At 57.1% G+C, this 18496-nt stretch carries 19 protein-coding genes; 10 read left to right on the forward strand and 9 right to left on the reverse strand.

Annotated features, from left to right (window positions below):
* Window positions 1-4 precede the first annotated feature (4 nt).
* The 3 genes from trpB to ACWKWM_RS19870 all read left to right on the forward strand — a co-directional run bounded on the left by trpB (window position 5) and on the right by ACWKWM_RS19870 (window position 2703).
* Window positions 5-1231: a tryptophan synthase subunit beta gene (gene trpB / locus ACWKWM_RS19860; protein ID WP_483847774.1), complete on the forward strand. Its 1227-nt coding sequence runs from the start codon at window positions 5-7 to the stop codon at window positions 1229-1231.
* Window positions 1231-2043, forward strand: a complete 813-nt coding sequence (gene trpA, locus ACWKWM_RS19865) for a tryptophan synthase subunit alpha (RefSeq protein ID WP_483847775.1) — start codon at window positions 1231-1233, stop codon at window positions 2041-2043. The genes trpB and trpA overlap by 1 nt, the downstream gene beginning before the upstream one ends.
* Before the next feature lie 126 nt (window positions 2044-2169).
* Window positions 2170-2703, forward strand: coding sequence for an anti-virulence regulator CigR family protein (locus tag ACWKWM_RS19870; RefSeq protein WP_483847776.1), 534 nt, complete (start codon window positions 2170-2172; stop codon window positions 2701-2703).
* Window positions 2704-2820: 117 nt separating this feature from the next.
* Here the strand turns inward: ACWKWM_RS19870 and ACWKWM_RS19875 are convergent, their stop codons facing one another.
* Window positions 2821-3153 (reverse strand): DOPA 4,5-dioxygenase family protein, encoded by a 333-nt coding sequence (locus tag ACWKWM_RS19875; protein WP_483847777.1) that lies wholly within the window; start codon window positions 3151-3153, stop codon window positions 2821-2823.
* Between the two features lie 86 nt (window positions 3154-3239).
* Here ACWKWM_RS19875 and ACWKWM_RS19880 point away from each other — a divergent pair, with 86 nt between their 5' ends.
* Window positions 3240-3908 (forward strand): NAD(P)-dependent oxidoreductase, encoded by a 669-nt coding sequence (locus ACWKWM_RS19880; RefSeq protein ID WP_483847778.1) that lies wholly within the window; start codon window positions 3240-3242, stop codon window positions 3906-3908.
* Window positions 3909-4279: 371 nt separating this feature from the next.
* Here the strand turns inward: ACWKWM_RS19880 and ACWKWM_RS19885 are convergent, their stop codons facing one another.
* The 3 genes from ACWKWM_RS19885 to ACWKWM_RS19895 all read right to left on the reverse strand — a co-directional run bounded on the left by ACWKWM_RS19885 (window position 4280) and on the right by ACWKWM_RS19895 (window position 6751).
* Entirely contained in the window at window positions 4280-5056 is a 777-nt protein-coding gene (locus ACWKWM_RS19885; RefSeq protein WP_483847779.1) for a hypothetical protein, read from the reverse strand.
* Window positions 5057-5196: 140 nt separating this feature from the next.
* Window positions 5197-5688: a hypothetical protein gene (locus ACWKWM_RS19890; protein WP_483847780.1), complete on the reverse strand. Its 492-nt coding sequence runs from the start codon at window positions 5686-5688 to the stop codon at window positions 5197-5199.
* A gap of 112 nt (window positions 5689-5800) precedes the next feature.
* Window positions 5801-6751 (reverse strand): choline sulfate utilization transcriptional regulator, encoded by a 951-nt coding sequence (locus ACWKWM_RS19895; protein WP_483847781.1) that lies wholly within the window; start codon window positions 6749-6751, stop codon window positions 5801-5803.
* 114 nt (window positions 6752-6865) lie between these two features.
* On the opposite strand from ACWKWM_RS19895, the gene betC reads away from it, so the two are divergent.
* Entirely contained in the window at window positions 6866-8371 is a 1506-nt protein-coding gene (betC, locus tag ACWKWM_RS19900; protein ID WP_483847782.1) for a choline-sulfatase, read from the forward strand.
* 39 nt (window positions 8372-8410) lie between these two features.
* Window positions 8411-9340 (forward strand): choline ABC transporter substrate-binding protein, encoded by a 930-nt coding sequence (choX, locus tag ACWKWM_RS19905; RefSeq protein WP_483847783.1) that lies wholly within the window; start codon window positions 8411-8413, stop codon window positions 9338-9340.
* Between the two features lie 96 nt (window positions 9341-9436).
* Here choX and aroE read toward each other — a convergent pair whose 3' ends face one another.
* Window positions 9437-10264: a shikimate dehydrogenase gene (gene aroE, locus ACWKWM_RS19910; RefSeq protein ID WP_483847784.1), complete on the reverse strand. Its 828-nt coding sequence runs from the start codon at window positions 10262-10264 to the stop codon at window positions 9437-9439.
* Window positions 10257-11183, reverse strand: coding sequence for an oxygen-dependent coproporphyrinogen oxidase (hemF, locus tag ACWKWM_RS19915; protein ID WP_483847785.1), 927 nt, complete (start codon window positions 11181-11183; stop codon window positions 10257-10259). Before hemF ends, aroE begins: the two co-directional genes overlap by 8 nt.
* A 232-nt stretch (window positions 11184-11415) precedes the next feature.
* Here hemF and ACWKWM_RS19920 point away from each other — a divergent pair, with 232 nt between their 5' ends.
* Complete coding sequence (locus ACWKWM_RS19920) at window positions 11416-12393, forward strand: NADPH:quinone reductase (protein ID WP_483847786.1); 978 nt, start codon at window positions 11416-11418, stop codon at window positions 12391-12393.
* A 103-nt stretch (window positions 12394-12496) separates the two neighbouring features.
* On the opposite strand, the gene tsaC is transcribed toward ACWKWM_RS19920, so the two are convergent.
* From tsaC to ACWKWM_RS19935, 3 genes are all read right to left on the reverse strand, one after another.
* Window positions 12497-13054 carry an L-threonylcarbamoyladenylate synthase type 1 TsaC gene (gene tsaC / locus ACWKWM_RS19925; protein WP_483847787.1) on the reverse strand — a complete coding sequence of 186 codons (558 nt, stop codon included), beginning with the start codon at window positions 13052-13054 and terminating at the stop codon, window positions 12497-12499.
* 38 nt (window positions 13055-13092) lie between these two features.
* The gene (dprA, locus tag ACWKWM_RS19930; protein WP_483847788.1) at window positions 13093-14220 is read right to left on the reverse strand and encodes a DNA-processing protein DprA; all 1128 of its coding nucleotides are present in this window, start codon (window positions 14218-14220) and stop codon (window positions 13093-13095) included.
* Window positions 14221-14344: 124 nt separating this feature from the next.
* Window positions 14345-15370 (reverse strand): LysM peptidoglycan-binding domain-containing protein, encoded by a 1026-nt coding sequence (locus ACWKWM_RS19935; RefSeq protein ID WP_483847789.1) that lies wholly within the window; start codon window positions 15368-15370, stop codon window positions 14345-14347.
* A 141-nt stretch (window positions 15371-15511) separates the two neighbouring features.
* Here ACWKWM_RS19935 and def point away from each other — a divergent pair, with 141 nt between their 5' ends.
* The 3 genes from def (at window position 15512) to rsmB (ending at window position 18441) form a co-directional block, all read left to right on the forward strand.
* The gene (gene def / locus ACWKWM_RS19940) at window positions 15512-16018 is read left to right on the forward strand and encodes a peptide deformylase (protein WP_483847790.1); all 507 of its coding nucleotides are present in this window, start codon (window positions 15512-15514) and stop codon (window positions 16016-16018) included.
* Window positions 16019-16159: 141 nt separating this feature from the next.
* Window positions 16160-17119, forward strand: coding sequence for a methionyl-tRNA formyltransferase (gene fmt / locus ACWKWM_RS19945; protein WP_483847791.1), 960 nt, complete (start codon window positions 16160-16162; stop codon window positions 17117-17119).
* Window positions 17116-18441: a 16S rRNA (cytosine(967)-C(5))-methyltransferase RsmB gene (gene rsmB / locus ACWKWM_RS19950; RefSeq protein ID WP_483847792.1), complete on the forward strand. Its 1326-nt coding sequence runs from the start codon at window positions 17116-17118 to the stop codon at window positions 18439-18441. Before fmt ends, rsmB begins: the two co-directional genes overlap by 4 nt.
* The last annotated feature ends 55 nt before the right edge of the window (window positions 18442-18496 follow it).

The following is an 18496-nucleotide window of genomic DNA, read 5'->3' on the forward strand; positions in this document are numbered from 1 at the left end:
TTCCATGAGCCAGACCCAGACCCAATTTCGCAATGGTCCCGACACCAAAGGCATGTTCGGATCGTTCGGCGGTCGGTACGTCGCTGAAACTTTGATGCCGCTGATTCTTGACCTGAATCGTGAATACGAAGCGGCCAAGGTCGATCCTGCTTTCCTCAAGGATCTGGCTTACTTTCAGCGCGACTATGTGGGCCGTCCAAACCCTCTCTACTTCGCTGAGCGCCTGACTGAACACTGCGGCGGTGCCAAGATTTACTTCAAGCGCGAAGAGCTCAATCACACTGGCGCGCACAAGATCAACAACTGTATCGGCCAGGTCCTGCTGGCGCGGCGCATGGGCAAAAAACGCATCATCGCCGAGACCGGCGCGGGCATGCACGGCGTGGCGACCGCAACCGTGGCGGCGCGTTTTGGCTTGCAATGCGTGATCTACATGGGCACTACCGACATCGATCGCCAACAGGCCAACGTATTCCGCATGAAGCTGCTGGGCGCTGAAATCATCCCGGTCGTTGCGGGTACTGGCACTTTGAAAGACGCCATGAACGAGGCATTGCGTGACTGGGTGACCAACGTCGATAGCACGTTTTACATGATTGGCACAGTGGCCGGGCCACACCCGTACCCAGCGATGGTGCGGGACTTCCAAGCCGTCATCGGCAAGGAAACTCGCGAGCAGATGCTGGCTCAGGAAGGACGTCTGCCCGACTCCCTGGTGGCGTGCATTGGCGGCGGCTCCAACGCGATGGGCCTGTTCCACCCGTTTCTGGATGACACCGGCATCGACATCATCGGCGTTGAAGCGGCCGGTCACGGGATCGAAACCGGCAAGCACGCTGCGAGCCTGAACGGAGGCGTACCGGGCGTGCTGCACGGTAACCGTACGTTCCTGCTGCAAGACGACGACGGTCAGATAACCGACGCCCATTCCATTTCCGCAGGTCTGGATTACCCAGGCATCGGCCCTGAACATGCCTGGTTGCACGACATCGGCCGTGTTCAGTACACCTCGGTCACCGACGACGAGGCTTTGGCGGCGTTCCATCAGTGCTGTCTCCTTGAAGGGATCATTCCTGCGCTGGAAACCGCACATGCCCTGGCTGAGGCGGTCAAACGCGCGCCATTGCTGCCGAAGGATCACTTGATGGTGATCAACCTGTCCGGCCGTGGCGACAAGGATATGCAAACCGTGATGCACCACCTGGATCTGTCCACGCAGGAGAAACACTGATGAGCCGCCTGCAAACACGTTTTGCCGAACTCAAACAACAGAACCGCGCAGCCCTGGTGACATTTGTCACCGGCGGCGATCCGGACTACGACACCTCGCTGGCGATCCTTAAAGGGCTGCCTAAACATGGCGCCGACGTCATTGAGCTGGGCATGCCGTTCACCGACCCGATGGCCGACGGCCCAGCCATTCAGCTGGCCAACATTCGTGCGCTGGCGGCCAAGCAAAACCTGGCGAAAACCCTGCAAATGGTCAGTGAGTTTCGCGTAGAAGACCAAACCACGCCGCTGGTGCTGATGGGTTATTACAACCCGATTCACGCCTACGGCATCGACCGCTTCATCGCGGCAGCCAGTGAAGCGGGCGTTGACGGCCTGATCGTGGTCGACCTGCCGCCGGAGCATAACGAGGAGTTGTGCGATCCGGCTCAGGCGGCTGGGCTGGATTTCATTCGTCTGACCACACCAACGACGGATGACGTGCGATTGCCAACGGTGCTAAACGGCAGCTCAGGCTTCGTTTACTACGTGTCCGTTGCCGGTGTGACCGGTGCAGGCGCGGCAACGACTGATCAGGTCAAAGAGGCCATCGAGCGTTTGCGTCGCCACACTGATTTGCCGATCAGCGTTGGTTTCGGCATCCGTACGCCGGAACAGGCGGCGGCTATAGCTCGACTGGCAGAGGGTGTAGTTGTCGGGTCGGCTTTGATCGATTGCATCGCTAATGCCAAATCATCCGACGAAGCCATTACCGGTGTGCTGACACTCTGCTCGGCATTGTCTGAAGGCGTGCGTGCGGCGCGCGTTAGCTGAAAGTAAAGTTTTTGATACAGAGGAATTCAAACCACTGTCTCGAGACTAAGTAGTACAGCAAAGGGGTTCAGGACCAGATTCTGAACCCCTTTTTTGCTGATCCATATTGGTTCAGGAGCGCGCTACATGAAAGTGTCAAACCGTTTGATTGCTGGGGTAGGCATCTTGATGATCAGCGCTACCACCTTGGTGAATGCTGCAGGGCCTGATGAGCGAGGCGGCCAGGATAATCGTGGTCCGGACAATCATCAGGATCAGAACCAAGGTCGCGGCAACGAACACGGCAATAATCAGCAAGGCGGCAATCAACCGGGTAACAACCAGCCGGGCCGTGGTCAGCAGGGTAATAACCAGCCGGGTAACCAGCAGCATGCAGACAATCGCGGCGGTGGGCGTCCTCCCGCGAATTTCGACGATGTGCGTCGCCAGGTGTATGAACATCGCGAAACCATCGGTCGTGGCCAACCACTGCCGTCCAATATTCGTATCGAGCGCGGGCATCCACTGCCACGTGGCTACGGCAAACGTCTGGACAGCCGATCGCTGCAGTATCTGCCGCGTTACGACGGCTACGAATGGCGCCGTCTGGGGCCTGACGTGGTCTTGATCGCTATTGGTAGCGGGCTTGTTTATGAAATCCTGGAAGGCGTTTTGAACTAATCCCGGTCGGGCAAAAACCTGTGGGAGGGAGCTTGCTCGCGATTTGTCGGACCAGTCGATTTATATCGCAAGGGCCAACGTCTCGCGAGCAAGCTCCCTCCCACATGGGGCTCGCGCTCACGTCTTGAACATCCCCACCTTCAACTCCCGAATCCCGCCCATCCAGATCGCGTGTTCAGTGTGATCAGCCAAATCACCCCCAGTCAGCGGATGCGTAAACACCACCAACCCGTTGCGATTCAGCGCCAGCCAGAGCATTACGTCAGCAAACTTCGAGTGATCGAACGCCAATTGGCAACTCCAGTCCGGATGCGGCCCGACGGGGCGTTGATGCACACGCCCCATCTTTACATCGAACACAGAGGCAACCGTTTCGCATAAGGCCCGAGCTTGCTCCAAGGTCCGGGCATCGAAATAAACGTGAGCGTGATATTCCTCGACAGACGACATGGCCAGTCCTCCATAAACGCGGAACAGCGGGATGCGCTGCTACTCTCAAAGGGTAGGAAGTTATCCACAGTCGCGGACCGATTACTATGAAAAACGCCGAAACGCCGGTGATGAAAGTTGCACTGTTCGGGGCCGTTAGCAGCTTTGGCAGCGCGCTCATGGCCGAATTACTGCGGCGGCAACACGAGGTCATCGCCGTCCTTGATGATCTGAATGCCTTGGCGCCTCGTCCAGGTTTGCGAGCCAAGCAGGGCGATCTCTTCAATCAGGAGCGGATCTGCGAAAGCATCGCCGGTAGCTGCGTGGTGATATGCCTGTTGGATTCAAAAGTGCTGCCCACGGGTGCCGATTTCAAAAAAAATCCTCAGGACCTGACCCCGGTTCAACAACTACTTGTCACACAGAACCTGCTGGCATGCATGCCCCGTAGCGGCGTGAAACGGCTCATTGTGGTGTGTGATATCGAGCTACGGCATGAAGCGTCACTTCCGGACTACCAAGACCCTAGACTTGATCAATTCCAGGCTTCGGCACTCATTGTCGATTCACTGCGCCGAAGCGAAATTGAGTGGTCGTTAGTCAAAGCGCCACAAGGCGTGGCGGGGCTCAGCATCGAGCACTTTAGCCAGACAGGCGGGACGGTCGAGTCAGGGCTTGAGGTCCCGCTTGAGGTACTGGGTCGGGTGGCAGCGGGAATTGCTGATGAGCTCAAATTCAATCTGCATGTGCGCCAGTATGTGAATTTTGTGGTGTGAATACGCAAAACCTGTGGGAGCAGACTCGTCCGAGAAGACGCGTGTCTTTAAGATGCAGTTTCAACATCTGACATTTGGCATTCGCGGACGAGTCCGCTCCCACAAGGGGTCAGGTGCAATTAACCCCGCAATCGACGGCAATGGTTTACCCGCCAACAAGTGCTGACTGCGCACCTGTTCACTTTTCAACCACTCCCCAATCAGCTGATATTGAGTCAAGCAGACGCCAACTCCTATAAACCTAGAGTAAATAACGCAGCTACTCTACAAACTCCAATAGGCTTGACGCTGTTTGTAAATTTCACATCGCTAATCTGGACGAAAGCAACGCTAGCGTTAGATTAACGTTTAGACAACTGAAAGGCAGGGCATTAATTACTTCCGCCGCCCCGGGTGATTTCCACGAAGGGAATACTGACTTTCCCCCGGGGCGGTGAATTTCCAATACCAGGTCTATACCCGACACCTCCCCGATTAACGCGGGGAGGACGTCCACCACCACGAGGCATGGGCAATGTATTTGGTGGTGGAATAGCAGAGCTGCTATTCACGGCTGGCTGACTACTGGGTACTGGAGAGTGAACGGGGCTATCCCATACTTCCCCGGACAATGCCTGTACCGCATCAACTAGGTCAGGAATCAACACCGGTGTAGATATCCCCGGTTCAAATACTTGCCAAAAGCTAAAGCGAGGCAAGCCCATGATATCACCCATAGTGGTATACATAGAGTTACTGTTTTTGGTTTTACCAGTTATCTTTACGCCACCAGCAGGATAGTTCAAATCCATTCCATTGATAAAGTCCACGGACTTCGCGGCTGCACGCCAACGCGGCATTACTGCATTAACGTCACCCATTAATAAAGTACTAGCTCGCTGTCCTTGTTCATAAAAAGCGTGTTGATTAACAACATTCGACTTCACACCAACCTCCGCGCTGTGCTTTGCTGATGTGAAATGCCAAGCTCGTAACGAATGATGTTCATTAGTTCCGATAGGCACGAACTGACCATTGCGTCTGTCCGTTGCCAATCCATGAAGCTCTCCCATCACTTCGCCGTTAGGATGACGCAGCACCCAAAAATTATGGCTCCAAAAACCTGCAATATTCAGGGAGCGGGCTTCAATGGCGTAATTTTTATTCATATAAGTCTAGCATCATGTAATTATCTATTAGCAAATGGCTGATACCAATTTCGACAACCGACAAGTTACTCAAGTCTTAGCCTTGCATGACATATATAAATATTTTATTTACTCTAGTGCTTGGTGGAGTTTAGAAAAAGTCAGAGACTCTCAATCGGCTTACACTCTTCCTGCCGCGCATCGAACGTCATGGATGACCAAACCGAATCACGGTTGATAAACGAAGGATATTCAAACTCGTAGATCAGCATCACCAGATTGGCACAGCGAAATTTACCGTTTCCGCTAAGCCCTAAGCCGTTATAAGCCAAGCGTTTTTTGACGACACAAGTCAGCTTCCTTTGGCTTCTACCTGACTGTTGACAACTTCCCCGCAACGAATCGAAGTATGCGATTAACCATGATGCTCTGAAGGAGTTAAATGATCGCTCTCCAAGACGTTGTCCTTCCTTCAAATCAAGCATCGTATCGTCGAGATCACTGCGCATTCGAATAATGGTCTCACTAAAGATATTAATAGACTCAGGTGGGATATCGGCTGCATCCCAGTGTTGAAGGTGGATAGGCAAAGAGAAATAGGTACACCCCTCAACCATGATCACAAGGTGCAAAATTAACAAATACCGGTACATAAAGAACTTAACCTGATTACAAAAAAGGAGACACTAACAAACTAGAGTCTGTTTAAGCGTCAGAAACTTCCCAACTTTCCGTAAGCCGACTCTTTAATAATCTTACTAAGTCCTACACCGCAATCGACGGCAACGGCTTGCCCACCAGTGAATCCCCACTGCGCGCTTGTTCACTTTTCAACCAGTCCAGGAACTGTTGCACGATCTGAACTCGCCTTTTGCGTTGGGGGAGGACGACGTAGTAACCGTAGGCTGATATCGCGCTGGCTTGAATCGGGCGACACAACAAGCCCTGATCCAGCAGCGCATCGACCAGATGGCGCCAACCGATCGCGACGCCTTGGCCGCCGATTGCAGCCTGGATGAGCAGTGTGTAGTTGTCGAAGCGAAGCTGCCCGGGCGCAGGGGCTTGGGGGATGTTCAGTGCGCGGAACACGCCGCCCCAGTCGAACCAGTTGTTGCTGCCTTCGCCGCGTAGATGCAGCAAAGGAAACTCTCTCAGTGCCTCTACCGGCAATGGCAGCGCACGCCCGGCGATCAGCTGTGGGCTACACACCGGAAAGACTTCTTCGCTGAACAACCAGTGGCTCTCGCCCTGCTTGAATCGGCCGTCGCCAAACAGCACCGCTACGTCGATATCGGCGCGCAGCATCGTGTGGCTGCGCTCACTGGTGACGAGGCTGACGTCGACATCCGGGTTCAACTTGTGGAAGCGGTGCAGGCGCGGCATCAGCCAGTACGCTGCGAAAGCAAAGTCTGTGGCGACCTGCAACACCTCATGCTGGTGCTGCTCGGTGATAGCGGTCAGACCGGCATCCATCGACTGCAAACCGGTTTGCACATGGCTGAACAAAATTTCCCCGGCGTCCGTCAGTTCGATGCCTCGGTAGATGCGATCAAACAATCGAGTGGCCAATTGTTCTTCCAGTCTTTTGATTTGCTGGCTGATCGCCGGCTGCGTTGTGCCAAGCTCGATAGCGGCAGCGGTAAAGCTGCGCAGGCGAGCGGCCGCCTCAAAGCCACGAAGCAGGTCCAGCGACATGTCACCAAGCGAGTCAAACATAAGCTGGGCTTATCCTAGGCATTGCCGTCTATGGGTTTTACATACGCACTATAGGGTCCCATCCTGACTCGGAGCAATTTCGCATAAATATTCACTATGGAATGCCGCGAATACATGAAGCGCAAAAATATTCTTTTTATCATGGCCGATCAGATGGCCGCGCCGATGTTGCCGTTCTACGCTTCATCTCCGATCAAAATGCCGAATTTGAGCCGCCTTGCTGCTGAAGGTGTGGTCTTCGACGCTGCTTATTGCAACAGCCCGCTGTGTGCCCCATCGCGTTTCACCCTGGTCAGCGGTCAGCTGCCGAGCAAAATCGGCGCCTACGACAACGCGGCCGACTTCCCCGCTGATGTCCCGACTTACGCCCACTATCTACGCCGCCTGGGGTATCACACGGCGCTGTCGGGCAAGATGCATTTCTGCGGCCCGGATCAGTTGCACGGCTACGAACAGCGCCTCACCAGCGATATCTACCCTGCCGACTACGGTTGGTCGGTGAACTGGGATGAGCCGGACGTGCGACCGACGTGGTTTCACAACATGGCCTCGGTGCTGCAAGCCGGTCCATCGGTGCGTACCAATCAGCTGGATTTCGACGAAGAGGTGGTGTTCAAGGCTCAGCAGTATTTGTTTGATCATGTGCGTGAAGATGGCGATCAGCCGTTCTGCCTCACCGTTTCGATGACCCACCCGCATGACCCGTACACCATCCCGAAAAGCTACTGGAATCTGTACAGCGACAACGACATCCCTATGCCTGCCCAAGGACCGGCACAGGCTGATCAGGACCCGCATTCGCAGCGCTTGATGAAGGTTTACGACCTGTGGGACAAACCGCTGCCTGATGAAAAGATTCGTGATGCGCGTCGGGCGTATTTCGGCGCGTGCAGCTATATCGATGACAACGTCGGCAAGCTGTTGCAGACGCTGGAAGACACAGGACTGGCGGACGACACGATCATCGTCTTCTCTGGTGATCATGGAGACATGCTCGGTGAGCGAGGCCTCTGGTACAAAATGCACTGGTTCGAGATGTCAGCGCGGGTGCCTTTGCTGGTGTACGCTCCGGGGCAATTCAAGGCTGGCCGCGTTAAGTCAGCGGTTTCAACGGCTGACCTGCTGCCGACTTTTGTCGAGATGGCGCAAGGCACGCTGGAAGCCGGGCTACCACTGGATGGCCGTTCGCTGATGCCGCATTTGCAGGGTCAGGCCGGACACGACGAAGTCTTCGGCGAATACATGGCCGAAGGCACGATTGGACCGCTGATGATGATTCGTCGCGGCGCCTACAAATTCATCTATTCGGAAGACGATCCATGCCTCCTGTATGACGTGCATAACGATCCGAAAGAACAGGAAGAGCTGAGTCAGTCCGAAGACCATCACGACCTGTTCAACGCATTTCTGGCCGAAGCACGGGCCAAATGGGATGTACCGGCGATACACCATCAGGTGCTCGCCAGCCAGCGACGCAGGCGCTTTGTCGCGCAATCGCTGGCACTCGGCAAGCTGAAGAGTTGGGATCACCAGCCGCTGGTAGACGCCAGTCAGCAGTACATGCGCAACCATATCGATTTAGACGATCTGGAGCGCAAGGCCCGTTATCCACAACCTTGAACCCTGCCAAAACCTAGAAAACCAAAAAAGGGGCACACCATGAAGAAGTTATCCACGGCGCTGGCGGTTGGGGTCATGAGTTTGAGCAGCGTTGTTGCGTACGCCGCTGACTCGGCAAGTTGCAGCACAGTGAAAATGGCTGATCCGGGCTGGAGCGATATCGCGGCGACCAACGCCATCACCAGCTTTTTGCTCGATGGCATGGGTTACAAAGCGAAGGTTGACACGCTGGCGGTACCGATTGCCTATGGTGGTCTCAAAGACGGGCAAATGGACGTGTTTCTGGGCAACTGGATGCCGGCGCAGCAAGGCTTCTATGACAAGTTCATCGCCACCGGGGACGTCACTCAGTACAAGAAAAACCTGGAAGGCACCGAGTTCACACTGGCCGTCCCTGATTACGTGTACGACGCAGGCGTGCATGATTTCGCAGACCTGAACAAATTCGCCGACAAGTTTCACAAGAAGATCTATGGCATTGGCTCCGGGGCGCCTGCCAACGCGTCGCTGCAGGAAATCATCAAGAAGAACGAGTTCAGTCTGGGCGAATGGAAGCTGGTCGAGTCAAGCGAGCAGGCGATGTTGGCCGAAGTGCAGCGTAACGTGAAGAAGAACGAGTTCGTGGTCTTCCTCGGCTGGACACCGCATCCGATGAACGTGCAGATCAAGGGCATGCATTATCTGAAGGGCGGCGAGAAATATTTCGGCGACACAGGCAGCGTTTACACGGTGACCCGCAAAGGTTACGCGGACGCCTGTCCGAACGTGGGCAAACTGCTGTCCAATCTGACGTTCACTCAGGACATGGAGAACACCATCATGAAGACCGTGGTGGATACCAAAGTGACCAACACTGAGGCCGTCAAGACCTACATCAAAGCCAACCCGGCGGTACTGGACACTTGGCTCAATGGCGTGAAGACGCTGGATGACAAAGATGCGTCGGCGGCAGTGAAAGCCAAGTTGTAGAACGACGCCCTCTGTAGGAGCCTACTTGTTGGCGAGGCAGACAACGCGGTGTGTCATGCACACCGCTTCGCGAACAAGTTCGCTCCTACAGAGTCACTACGCGCCTGCCAGCAAGCGTCGCAACTCTTCCAATACCGGCGCCGACTCAGGCCGTATGCCGCGCCACTGGAAGAATGCCTCTGCCGCCTGCTCCACCAACATCCCCAAGCCATCCACCGATTGACCGGCCTTGTGCTCGGTTGCCCATCGGCAAAACGCGGTCGGCTCATTGCTGTACATCATGTCGTAGCAGAACGTTTCGCCCGGTTGGATCAGGCTCGGCGATATCGCCGGTAATTCGCCTGTCAGGCTGGCGGAGGTCGCATTAACGATGATGTCTACCGGCTCCTCAAGCCAATCGAAGCCGCTCGGGAATACCGGGCCAAGATCAGAAAATTCCTTCGCCAGCTGTTCGGCTTTCTCAACCGTACGGTTCGCGATGACGATGACTTCCGGTTGCTCTGCAAGCAACGGCTCCAAAGCCCCACGCACTGCGCCACCGGCGCCCAATACCAGAATGCGTTTACCCTTCAGCGTCACGCCGTGGTTGACCATCAGATCGCGCACCAGACCCGCACCGTCCGTGTTGTCGCCTCGAAGACTGCCATCGGCCTGCTTGATCAGCGTGTTTACCGCGCCAGCCCGTTGAGCGCGTTCGGTCAGACTGTCTGCCAATTGAAAGGCTTGTTCCTTGAACGGCACTGTGACGTTAGCGCCACGACCGCTCTCAAAGAACGTCTTAGCGAAGGCGGTGAAATCATCCAGCGGCGCCAGAGATGTCATGTACTCAAGCGCCTGACCGGTTTGCTCGGCGAACAGGCGATGGATCAGCGGCGATTTGCTGTGGCCGATGGGGTTACCGAAGACGACGTATTGGTCAGTCATTTGTTTGCGCCTCACCCAACCAGTCCCGATCCTGCAAAAAGTAGTCAGTCAGCCGTGCTTCTTCACTGCCCGGCGCGGCTTTCCAGTCATAGCCCCAGCGCACCTGCGGTGGCAGGGACATCAGAATCGACTCCGTACGCCCCCCCGATTGCAGGCCGAACAGCGTGCCGCGGTCGTAAACCAGATTGAATTCGACGTAGCGCCCGCGCCGGAACTCCTGGAATTCCCGCTGTTGAGGGGTGTAAGGCTTAGCTTTGCGGCGCTGAACGATGGGCAGATAGGCGTCGATGAACGCATCACCAATGGCCCGCTGAAAGGCGAAGCTGGTGTCGAAATCCCATTCGTTCAGATCATCGAAAAACAAACCACCGATGCCGCGAGGCTCGTTGCGATGCTTGATGTGGAAATAAGTGTCGCACCACGCTTTGTAACGCGGGTAAACGTCGGCGCCAAAAGGCGCGCAGGCCTGCTCGGCGACGCGATGCCAATGGATACAGTCCTCTTCGACGCCGTAATAGGGCGTCAAATCAAAACCGCCGCCAAACCACCAGACCGGTTCTTCACCTTCTTTTTCGGCGATGAAGAAACGCACGTTGGCGTGGGAGGTCGGCACATGAGGGTTATGAGGGTGCATGACCAGCGAAACGCCCAGCGCCTCGAAACCCCGTCCGGCCAGCTCAGGACGGTGTGCGCTGGCTGATGGTGGGAGCCCGGCGCCGAATACATGAGAGAAGTTAACCCCTCCCTTTTCGATCAGCTCGCCGTTTTCCAGTACCCGGGTGCGTCCGCCACCGCCCGCCGGGCGCGTCCAGGCATCTTCAACGAAACGTGCGCTGCCGTCTTCCTGCTCAAGGGCTGCGCAGATCCGGTCTTGCAGATCGAGCAGGTAGGCTTTGACAGCTTCGGTGCGTGTGGACATGGCAATACCTTCGTATCAAGCGCTTGAACTGACCCTTGGGCAACGAGCTCGAAATTGGCACAAACAAGCGTCGCAGCATTCGAGCCCGAGGCCTTGTAAACACAAGCGCATCGGCAAAATTGGCGCGTAGCATACCACCGGCCAACCAGACGTCGCTGTTGACGAAGTCCAAGTGAAGGAGTCCGATAGGACCCTTTCGCACGTGTTGTTTCGACCCTTTCGGAGAAAGCAAATGGCAAAGCGTATCCAGTTCCGTGCTCACGGCGGCCCTGAAGTCCTTGAGTATGTCGACTTCGAGCCGGCAGCACCGGGGCCCAAAGAAGTGCTCGTGCGCAATAAGGCAATTGGCGTCAACTTCATCGAAACCTATTTCCGCACCGGCCTTTACCCAGTGCCATCAATGCCATCCGGCCTGGGAAATGAAGGGGCGGGCGTGGTCGAGGCTGTCGGCAGCGAGGTGACTAACGTAAAAGTCGGCGACCGCGTGGCCTATGGCACCGGCCCCTTGGGAAGTTACGCCGACCTGCACCTGATCCCCGCCGCCAATCTGGCGAAGCTGCCGGACGAGATCAGCTTCGAGCAAGCCGCCGCCGTTATGCTCAAAGGCCTGACCGTGCAATACCTGTTTCGCCAGACCTATGAAATTCGCCCGGAAGAAACCATTCTTTTCCATGCTGCCGCAGGTGGCGTCGGCTCGATTGCCTGCCAGTGGGCCAATGCGCTAGGCGTGAAGCTGATCGGCACGGTCAGTTCGGCGGAAAAAGCCGCGCACGCCAAGGCCTTGGGGGCGTGGGAAATCATCGACTACAGCAAAGAAGACGTTGCCAAACGCGTGCTGGAACTGACTGACGGCAGGAAGGTGTCGGTGGTGTACGACGGCGTCGGCAAAGACACGTGGGAAACGTCGCTCAATTGTCTGGAACTGAGAGGTTTGCTCGTCAGCTTCGGTAATGCGTCCGGACCGGTATCAGGCGTGAACCTGCAGATATTGGCGCAGAAAGGCTCGTTGTACGTGACTCGCCCAACGCTGGGCTCCTACGCCAATACCCCGGAGGCGTTGCAAGCCATGGCCGATGAAGTGTTCGGTATGGTAGCCAGCGGCAAGGTGAAAGTGGACGACATTCAGCAGTACGCACTCAAGGATGCAGGCAAGGCGCAGACCGAGTTGTCGGCGAGGCGAACGACGGGGTCGATGATTCTAATTCCGTAATACAGAACGTCTGTAGGAGCCAACTTGTTGGCGAGGCAGTAAGCACGGTGCATCTGCCAGAGCGCCTCGCGAACAAGTTCGCTCCTACAGAAACAATGTTGCGTTAACCCTGCCGCACCACATTCGCTGTCACCAGATCGCGAATCACACTTGGGTTGCGACGACCGCCCAGACTCCCACCCAGCACCATGTCCAGTTGCTGGTGGAAATATTGCTCCACACGCAAACGACTGCGCGCAGCAGGCCTCCCGGTCGGGTTGGCCGAGGTCGAAACCAATGGACCGGTCAACGCGCACAGCTCGCGCACTTGCGGGTGATCACTGACCCGCAGTGCGACTGTCTCATGCCCGCCGGTGATCCAGTCCGGCAACAGGTTCTGATGTGGCACCAGCCAGGTGTTCGGCCCGGGCCAGGTGCTGGCCATCCGGTCGAGCCACAGCTCCGGAAAGTCGTCGAACAGAAAATCGAACTGGTTGATGTTATCAGCAATCAGGATCAGCCCTTTTTCCACCGGCCTGGCTTTTATTGCCAGCAGGCGATACACCGCCTCAGGATCCCAAGGATCACACCCCAATCCCCACACGGCCTCGGTTGGATAGGCAATCACCGCCCCGGCCCGAATTTCTCGTGCGGCTTGCTGCACACGCCAACTGCTGACCATCGCACTCTCTCCATACAAAGCTGGCGGCCAGTTTAACCTCACGACGCCCGGGCAAACCATCGTCCCGCCTCGCACGTAATGCAGCCGTCCAACTCAAGTTCAGTCAACGCCGACAGCACTTTGGGTAATGGCCAGCCGCTGGACACTGCAAGCGCTTCGCTGGTGTGCGGTGCCGCATGCAATAACGCAAGTAGCGGGTGAGCAACCGGTTTGGACGCTTGGGCAGGCTCAGGCGCCTGAAGGTCATTGGATGGCGGCAATACTTGCCAGCCTCGCAGGCCTTCCATGATGTGATCGATGGTCTCCACCAGCGTCGCGCCGTCGCGAATCAACTGGTGACAACCCCGCGCACCCGGGTGATGAATCGAGCCTGGAATGGCATACACCTCACGCCCCTGTTCGGCCGCCAGACGCGCAGTAATCAACGATCCGCTGGCGACACTGGCTTCCACCACCAACACCCCCAGGGATAGACCACTGATGATCCGGTTACGCCGGGGAAAGTTGCTGGCATGAGGACCGGCATCCAACGGCAACTCTGAGATTACAGCGCCACCTTGGGCAACCATCGCCCCCGCCAAGTGTTTGTGCCGCTGTGGATAAAGTTTTTCGATGCCCGTTCCCAGTACCCCGATTGTGGCCCCTCCAACATCCAAAGCGCCTTGATGCGCAGCGCCATCAATTCCCAGTGCCAAGCCACTGGTAATCACAAATCCCGCACCCGCCAGACTCCGAGCGAACGCTGCCGCAGTGTCCATCCCCGGCTTGGAAGCGCGCCGACTGCCAACCATTCCAAGCTGCGGACGATCCAGCAAAGTGCGATTGCCAGCGATGAATAGCAGCGGTGGTGGGTCTGGGATTTCGGCAAGCAGGGCGGGATAGTCTGGATCGTCCCACATCAGTAAATGCTGGTCCGGACGCTCTAACCAGGCCATTGCGGCACTGGCGCCATCGCGTACCTCAGGGTTGCGTCTGGCCTCTGCAGAAGCTATCGGAACGCCTAAGGCGCGCCACGCCGAAGCAGGGGCGCTGAGGGCGGCGGAGGCTCCACCGAAGGCATCGATAAGTTTATGAAAGCGTTTCGGACCAACTTCCGGAAGCCTGTGCAGGCGCAGACGGGCTTCCAGTTCGGCAGGCGATGAGGCAGCGTTTTGGAACAACGGCATAGGATCTTCCTTGATCGGCGGCCCCTCCTAAAAAGAGGAGCAACCTGTGGATAACTCTGTTGACAACAATTATCCAAGTGAAGCACTTCGGTGGAAAAAAGCCTGTCGCACCTTATACATAGCGTTACGGATTGCGCACCTTGTCCATCACCGCCAAAGATCTGGTTGCGTGCAGCACGAGGGCGTAGCTCAAGCGCTCATAGGTACGGAAAACCATCAGCTCGCCCGCGCGCTCGTCAGGAATCTTCACGTCATCGCCGCTGACGCGATCACGCACATGCTCGCCGGTCTTGTAGATCGCCAGCACGTTGCCGTCGCTCAGGCCGTCGCGCCTGCCGCGATCAAGAGTCACCACGTCAAACTCACCGATCTGCGTGACACCACGTGGTACGTCGATGATCAGTCCATCGACAGGCGCGGACGGTGCGCTAGGCATAAACGTGGAGTTAATGGCGTGCTCTTCACTGACGAACAATCGGTCGCCGAGGCGCACTTCCTGGGTCGAGCGTTGAAGTTGCAAGGTGCCGATGTCACCTTCGCTGGCCACGATGTCACCGCCACCGATGTCGTCAGCGTTGATCCCCAGTACTTCTTTGCTGACCGGATCGATGTAGGTTTTACCCTGACGATAAATGCCGTAGCTGGCGTGTTCCGGATCGAAAAAGCCGCGGGCGTAGATGCGATCTCCCGCGCCGCTGAGCACGCGTTCACCGTTACCGCCGACGATGTAAGGCGCTTGTTCGAACTCTTTCGGAGTATCGACGATTCGGTTTTTCAGCAGGAACGCATTGATTGCGCCCAACGGGATAATCGGGATTGCATCTGCCACCGGGCTGCTGCGAACGCGTGGCGACAGTTTGATCGTGCCGCGCGACTCGCCCCGGTTGAGCGTCAGTCGTGGCTGGCCGTCCACGTACGTGAGGGTTAATACGTCACCCGGATAGATCAAGTCCGGGTCGTGGACCTGAGGATTGGCGCGCCAGATCTCGGGCCATTTCCATGGCTGACTCAGAAATTTTCCGGAAATGCCCCAAAGCGTGTCGCCGGCGACAACGGTGTAACGCTCTGGATGACCTTCCTTTAACTGTACTTGCGCCTGAACAAGGCCTGTCGCGGCCAACAGCAGCAGGGCGAGTAGTGATTTCCTCATGCGGTGAATCCCTTTATCATGTTGGCTTCGCGTGAATCATGGAGTCCTGCGAGACTTCTTCTTACCAGGGTTGCCCGCTTGTGACGTCCCAAGCCTAGCAGCCGATTTTGACTTTACCCTACAAGTGCAGCGCTCACGTATATGGCCATTTTAAACATTCTCGAATTTCCCGACTCGCGCCTGCGTACCATCGCTAAACCGGTGGCCGTGGTCGACGACGGTGTCCGCCAGCTGGTCGACGACATGTTTGAAACCATGTACGAAGCCCCTGGCATCGGTCTTGCGGCGACGCAGGTTAACGTACACCAGCGCATCGTGGTCATGGACCTGAGCGAAGACCGCAGCGATCCACGGGTCTTCATCAACCCTGAGTTCGAAACCCTGACCGACGAGATGGAACAATATCAGGAAGGCTGCCTTTCCGTTCCGGGCTTCTACGAGAACGTAGATCGGCCGCAGAAGGTAAAAATCAAGGCCCTTGATCGCGATGGCCAACCATATGAGCTCATCGCCGAAGGCCTGCTTGCGGTGTGCATTCAGCACGAATGCGATCACTTGAACGGCAAGCTGTTCGTCGATTACCTGTCCAATCTCAAGCGTGACCGGATCAAGAAAAAGCTCGAAAAACTGCACAAGCAAAACGCTTGACCCCTCTTCCCTGTAGGAGCTGCCGAAGGCTGCGATAAGGTTGGAACAACCTTCGGCGATACTGAACCCGGCGACCGGTCCCGGTCGATCGCAGCCTGCGGCAGCCCCTACAGTTCAATTGCACTCCCCTACGAGAAGCCCATGACTGAGCCATTGCGCATCGTCTTTGCCGGCACCCCCGAATTTGCCGCCGAACACTTGAAAGCCCTGCTCGACAGTCCTTATGAGGTGATCGCGGTCTACACCCAGCCTGATCGACCGGCCGGCCGCGGGCAAAAGCTCATGCCCAGCCCGGTCAAGCAGCTCGCCTTGCAGCACAATATCCCCGTCTTGCAGCCGCCGACTCTGCGCGATGCAGCGGCTCAGACCGAACTCGCAGCCCTCAAACCTGATGTGTTAGTGGTCGTCGCGTACGGCCTGATTCTGCCGCAAGTGGTGCTGGATATTCCGCGTCTGGGCTGTATCAACAGCCACGCCTCGCTGTTGCCACGCTGGCGCGGAGCGGCGCCGATCCAGCGTGCAGTAGAGGCGGGTGATGCCGAAAGCGGCGTGACAGTCATGCGCATGGAGGCGGGGCTTGATACCGGCCCGATGCTGCTGAAAGTAACGACACCGATCAACGCAGAAGACACCGGTGGCACACTGCACGACCGCTTGGCTGAACTCGGCCCGCCCGCTGTGGTGAAAGCCATTGCCGGTCTGGCAGTTGGCACCCTGATCGACGAGATTCAGGACGAAGCCCTTGCCACCTACGCCCACAAGCTCAACAAAGATGAGGCCCGCATTGACTGGACACGCCCAGCCGATGAGTTGGAACGTCTGGTTCGTGCGTTCAATCCCTGGCCGATCTGTCACAGCACGCTAAATGGCGAAGCGCTGAAAGTGTTGGCCGCTGAAGTCGCTCAAGGGGAGGGCGCAGCCGGCGAGATTCTCAGCGCCAGCAAAGAAGGGCTGATCGTCGCTTGTGGCCAGGGTGCTTTACGCTTGACGCGTCTGCAATTGCCCGGCGGCAAACCCCTCAATTTCGCCGATTTGTACAACAGCCGCCGCGAGAAATTCGCCATCGGCATCGTGCTCGGCCAATCGGTAGATGCCCAATGAACCCGCGTCTCGCCGCCGCCAAGGCCCTTGCCGCCGTGCTCAGCGGCAAGGCTTCTCTTAATAGCTCGCTACCCAAGCAATTGGACAACGTAGACGACCGGGATCGCGGCCTGACTCAGGATCTGGCATTCGGTACTGCGCGCTGGGAGCCAAGGCTTTCGGCGCTGGCTGCCAAACTGTTGCAAAAGCCTTTCAAGGCCGCCGACAACGATGTGCAAGCCCTGCTGCTGGTCGGTTTGTATCAACTGTTCTATTCGCGTATTCCCGCCCATGCCGCCATCGGCGAAACGGTCGGCTGCGCTGACAAACTCAAAAAACCCTGGGCCAAGGCGTTGCTCAACGCCGTGCTGCGCCGCGCCCAACGCGAAGGCGAAGCGCTGCTGACCGAGCTCGAACACGACCCGGTAGTGCGCACCTCGCACCCGCGCTGGCTGCAAAAAGCGCTGAAGGCCTCCTGGCCTGAGCACTGGGAAGCGATCTGCGCGGCCAACAACGCGCATCCGCCGATGATCCTGAGGGTCAATCGTCGTCACAAGACCCGCGATCAATACCTGCAACTGCTGCTGGACGCGGGCATACAGGCCAGTGCTACCGCCTTCAGTCAAGACGGCATCGTGTTGGCCGAGCCGGGTGATGTGCGCGGGCTACCGGGTTTCGCCGACGGCTGGATCAGCGTTCAGGACGAGGCCGCGCAACTGGCCGCTGACCTGCTCGAATTGGCGCCGGGTCAGCGCGTGCTCGATGCCTGCTGCGCACCAGGGGGCAAGACGTGCCACCTGCTGGAAGTGCAGTCGCAACTTGCTGGCGTAGTGGCCGTGGATCTCGAAGCCAAGCGTATGGTTCGGGTGAAGGAAAACCTGGATCGCTTGGGCCTGACCGCCGAACTAATCGCTGCCGATGCACGCGCCACCAATCAATGGTGGGACGGCAAGCCGTTCCAGCGCATTTTGCTGGATGCGCCTTGCTCGGCAACGGGCGTTATCCGACGCCATCCCGACATCAAGCTGACACGTCAGGCGGACGACATTCCGGCCCTCGCCGCGCTGCAAGGTGAGTTATTGGACGCCTTGTGGCCAACGCTGCAAGTCGGCGGGATTCTGCTGTACGCCACCTGCTCCACATTGCCGATGGAGAACACTGAGGTCATCGAAGCATTTCTCGCGCGGACGTCAGGCGCGCGGGAGCTGGACATCGCAGGGCAAAACGGCAATTCACCGCCGGGGCTAAAACAACCCCATGGTCGCCAATTGCTGGCCCAGGAAGGTGGGCACGATGGCTTCTATTACGCCAAGCTGATCAAGATCGCTGCGGCATCTGCCTGAAACTCGATCCCTGTAGGCGCTGCCGAAGACTGCGATGCGAATCTTATGGCACACC

The organism is Pseudomonas rosaeacicularis, from assembly GCF_057128745.1.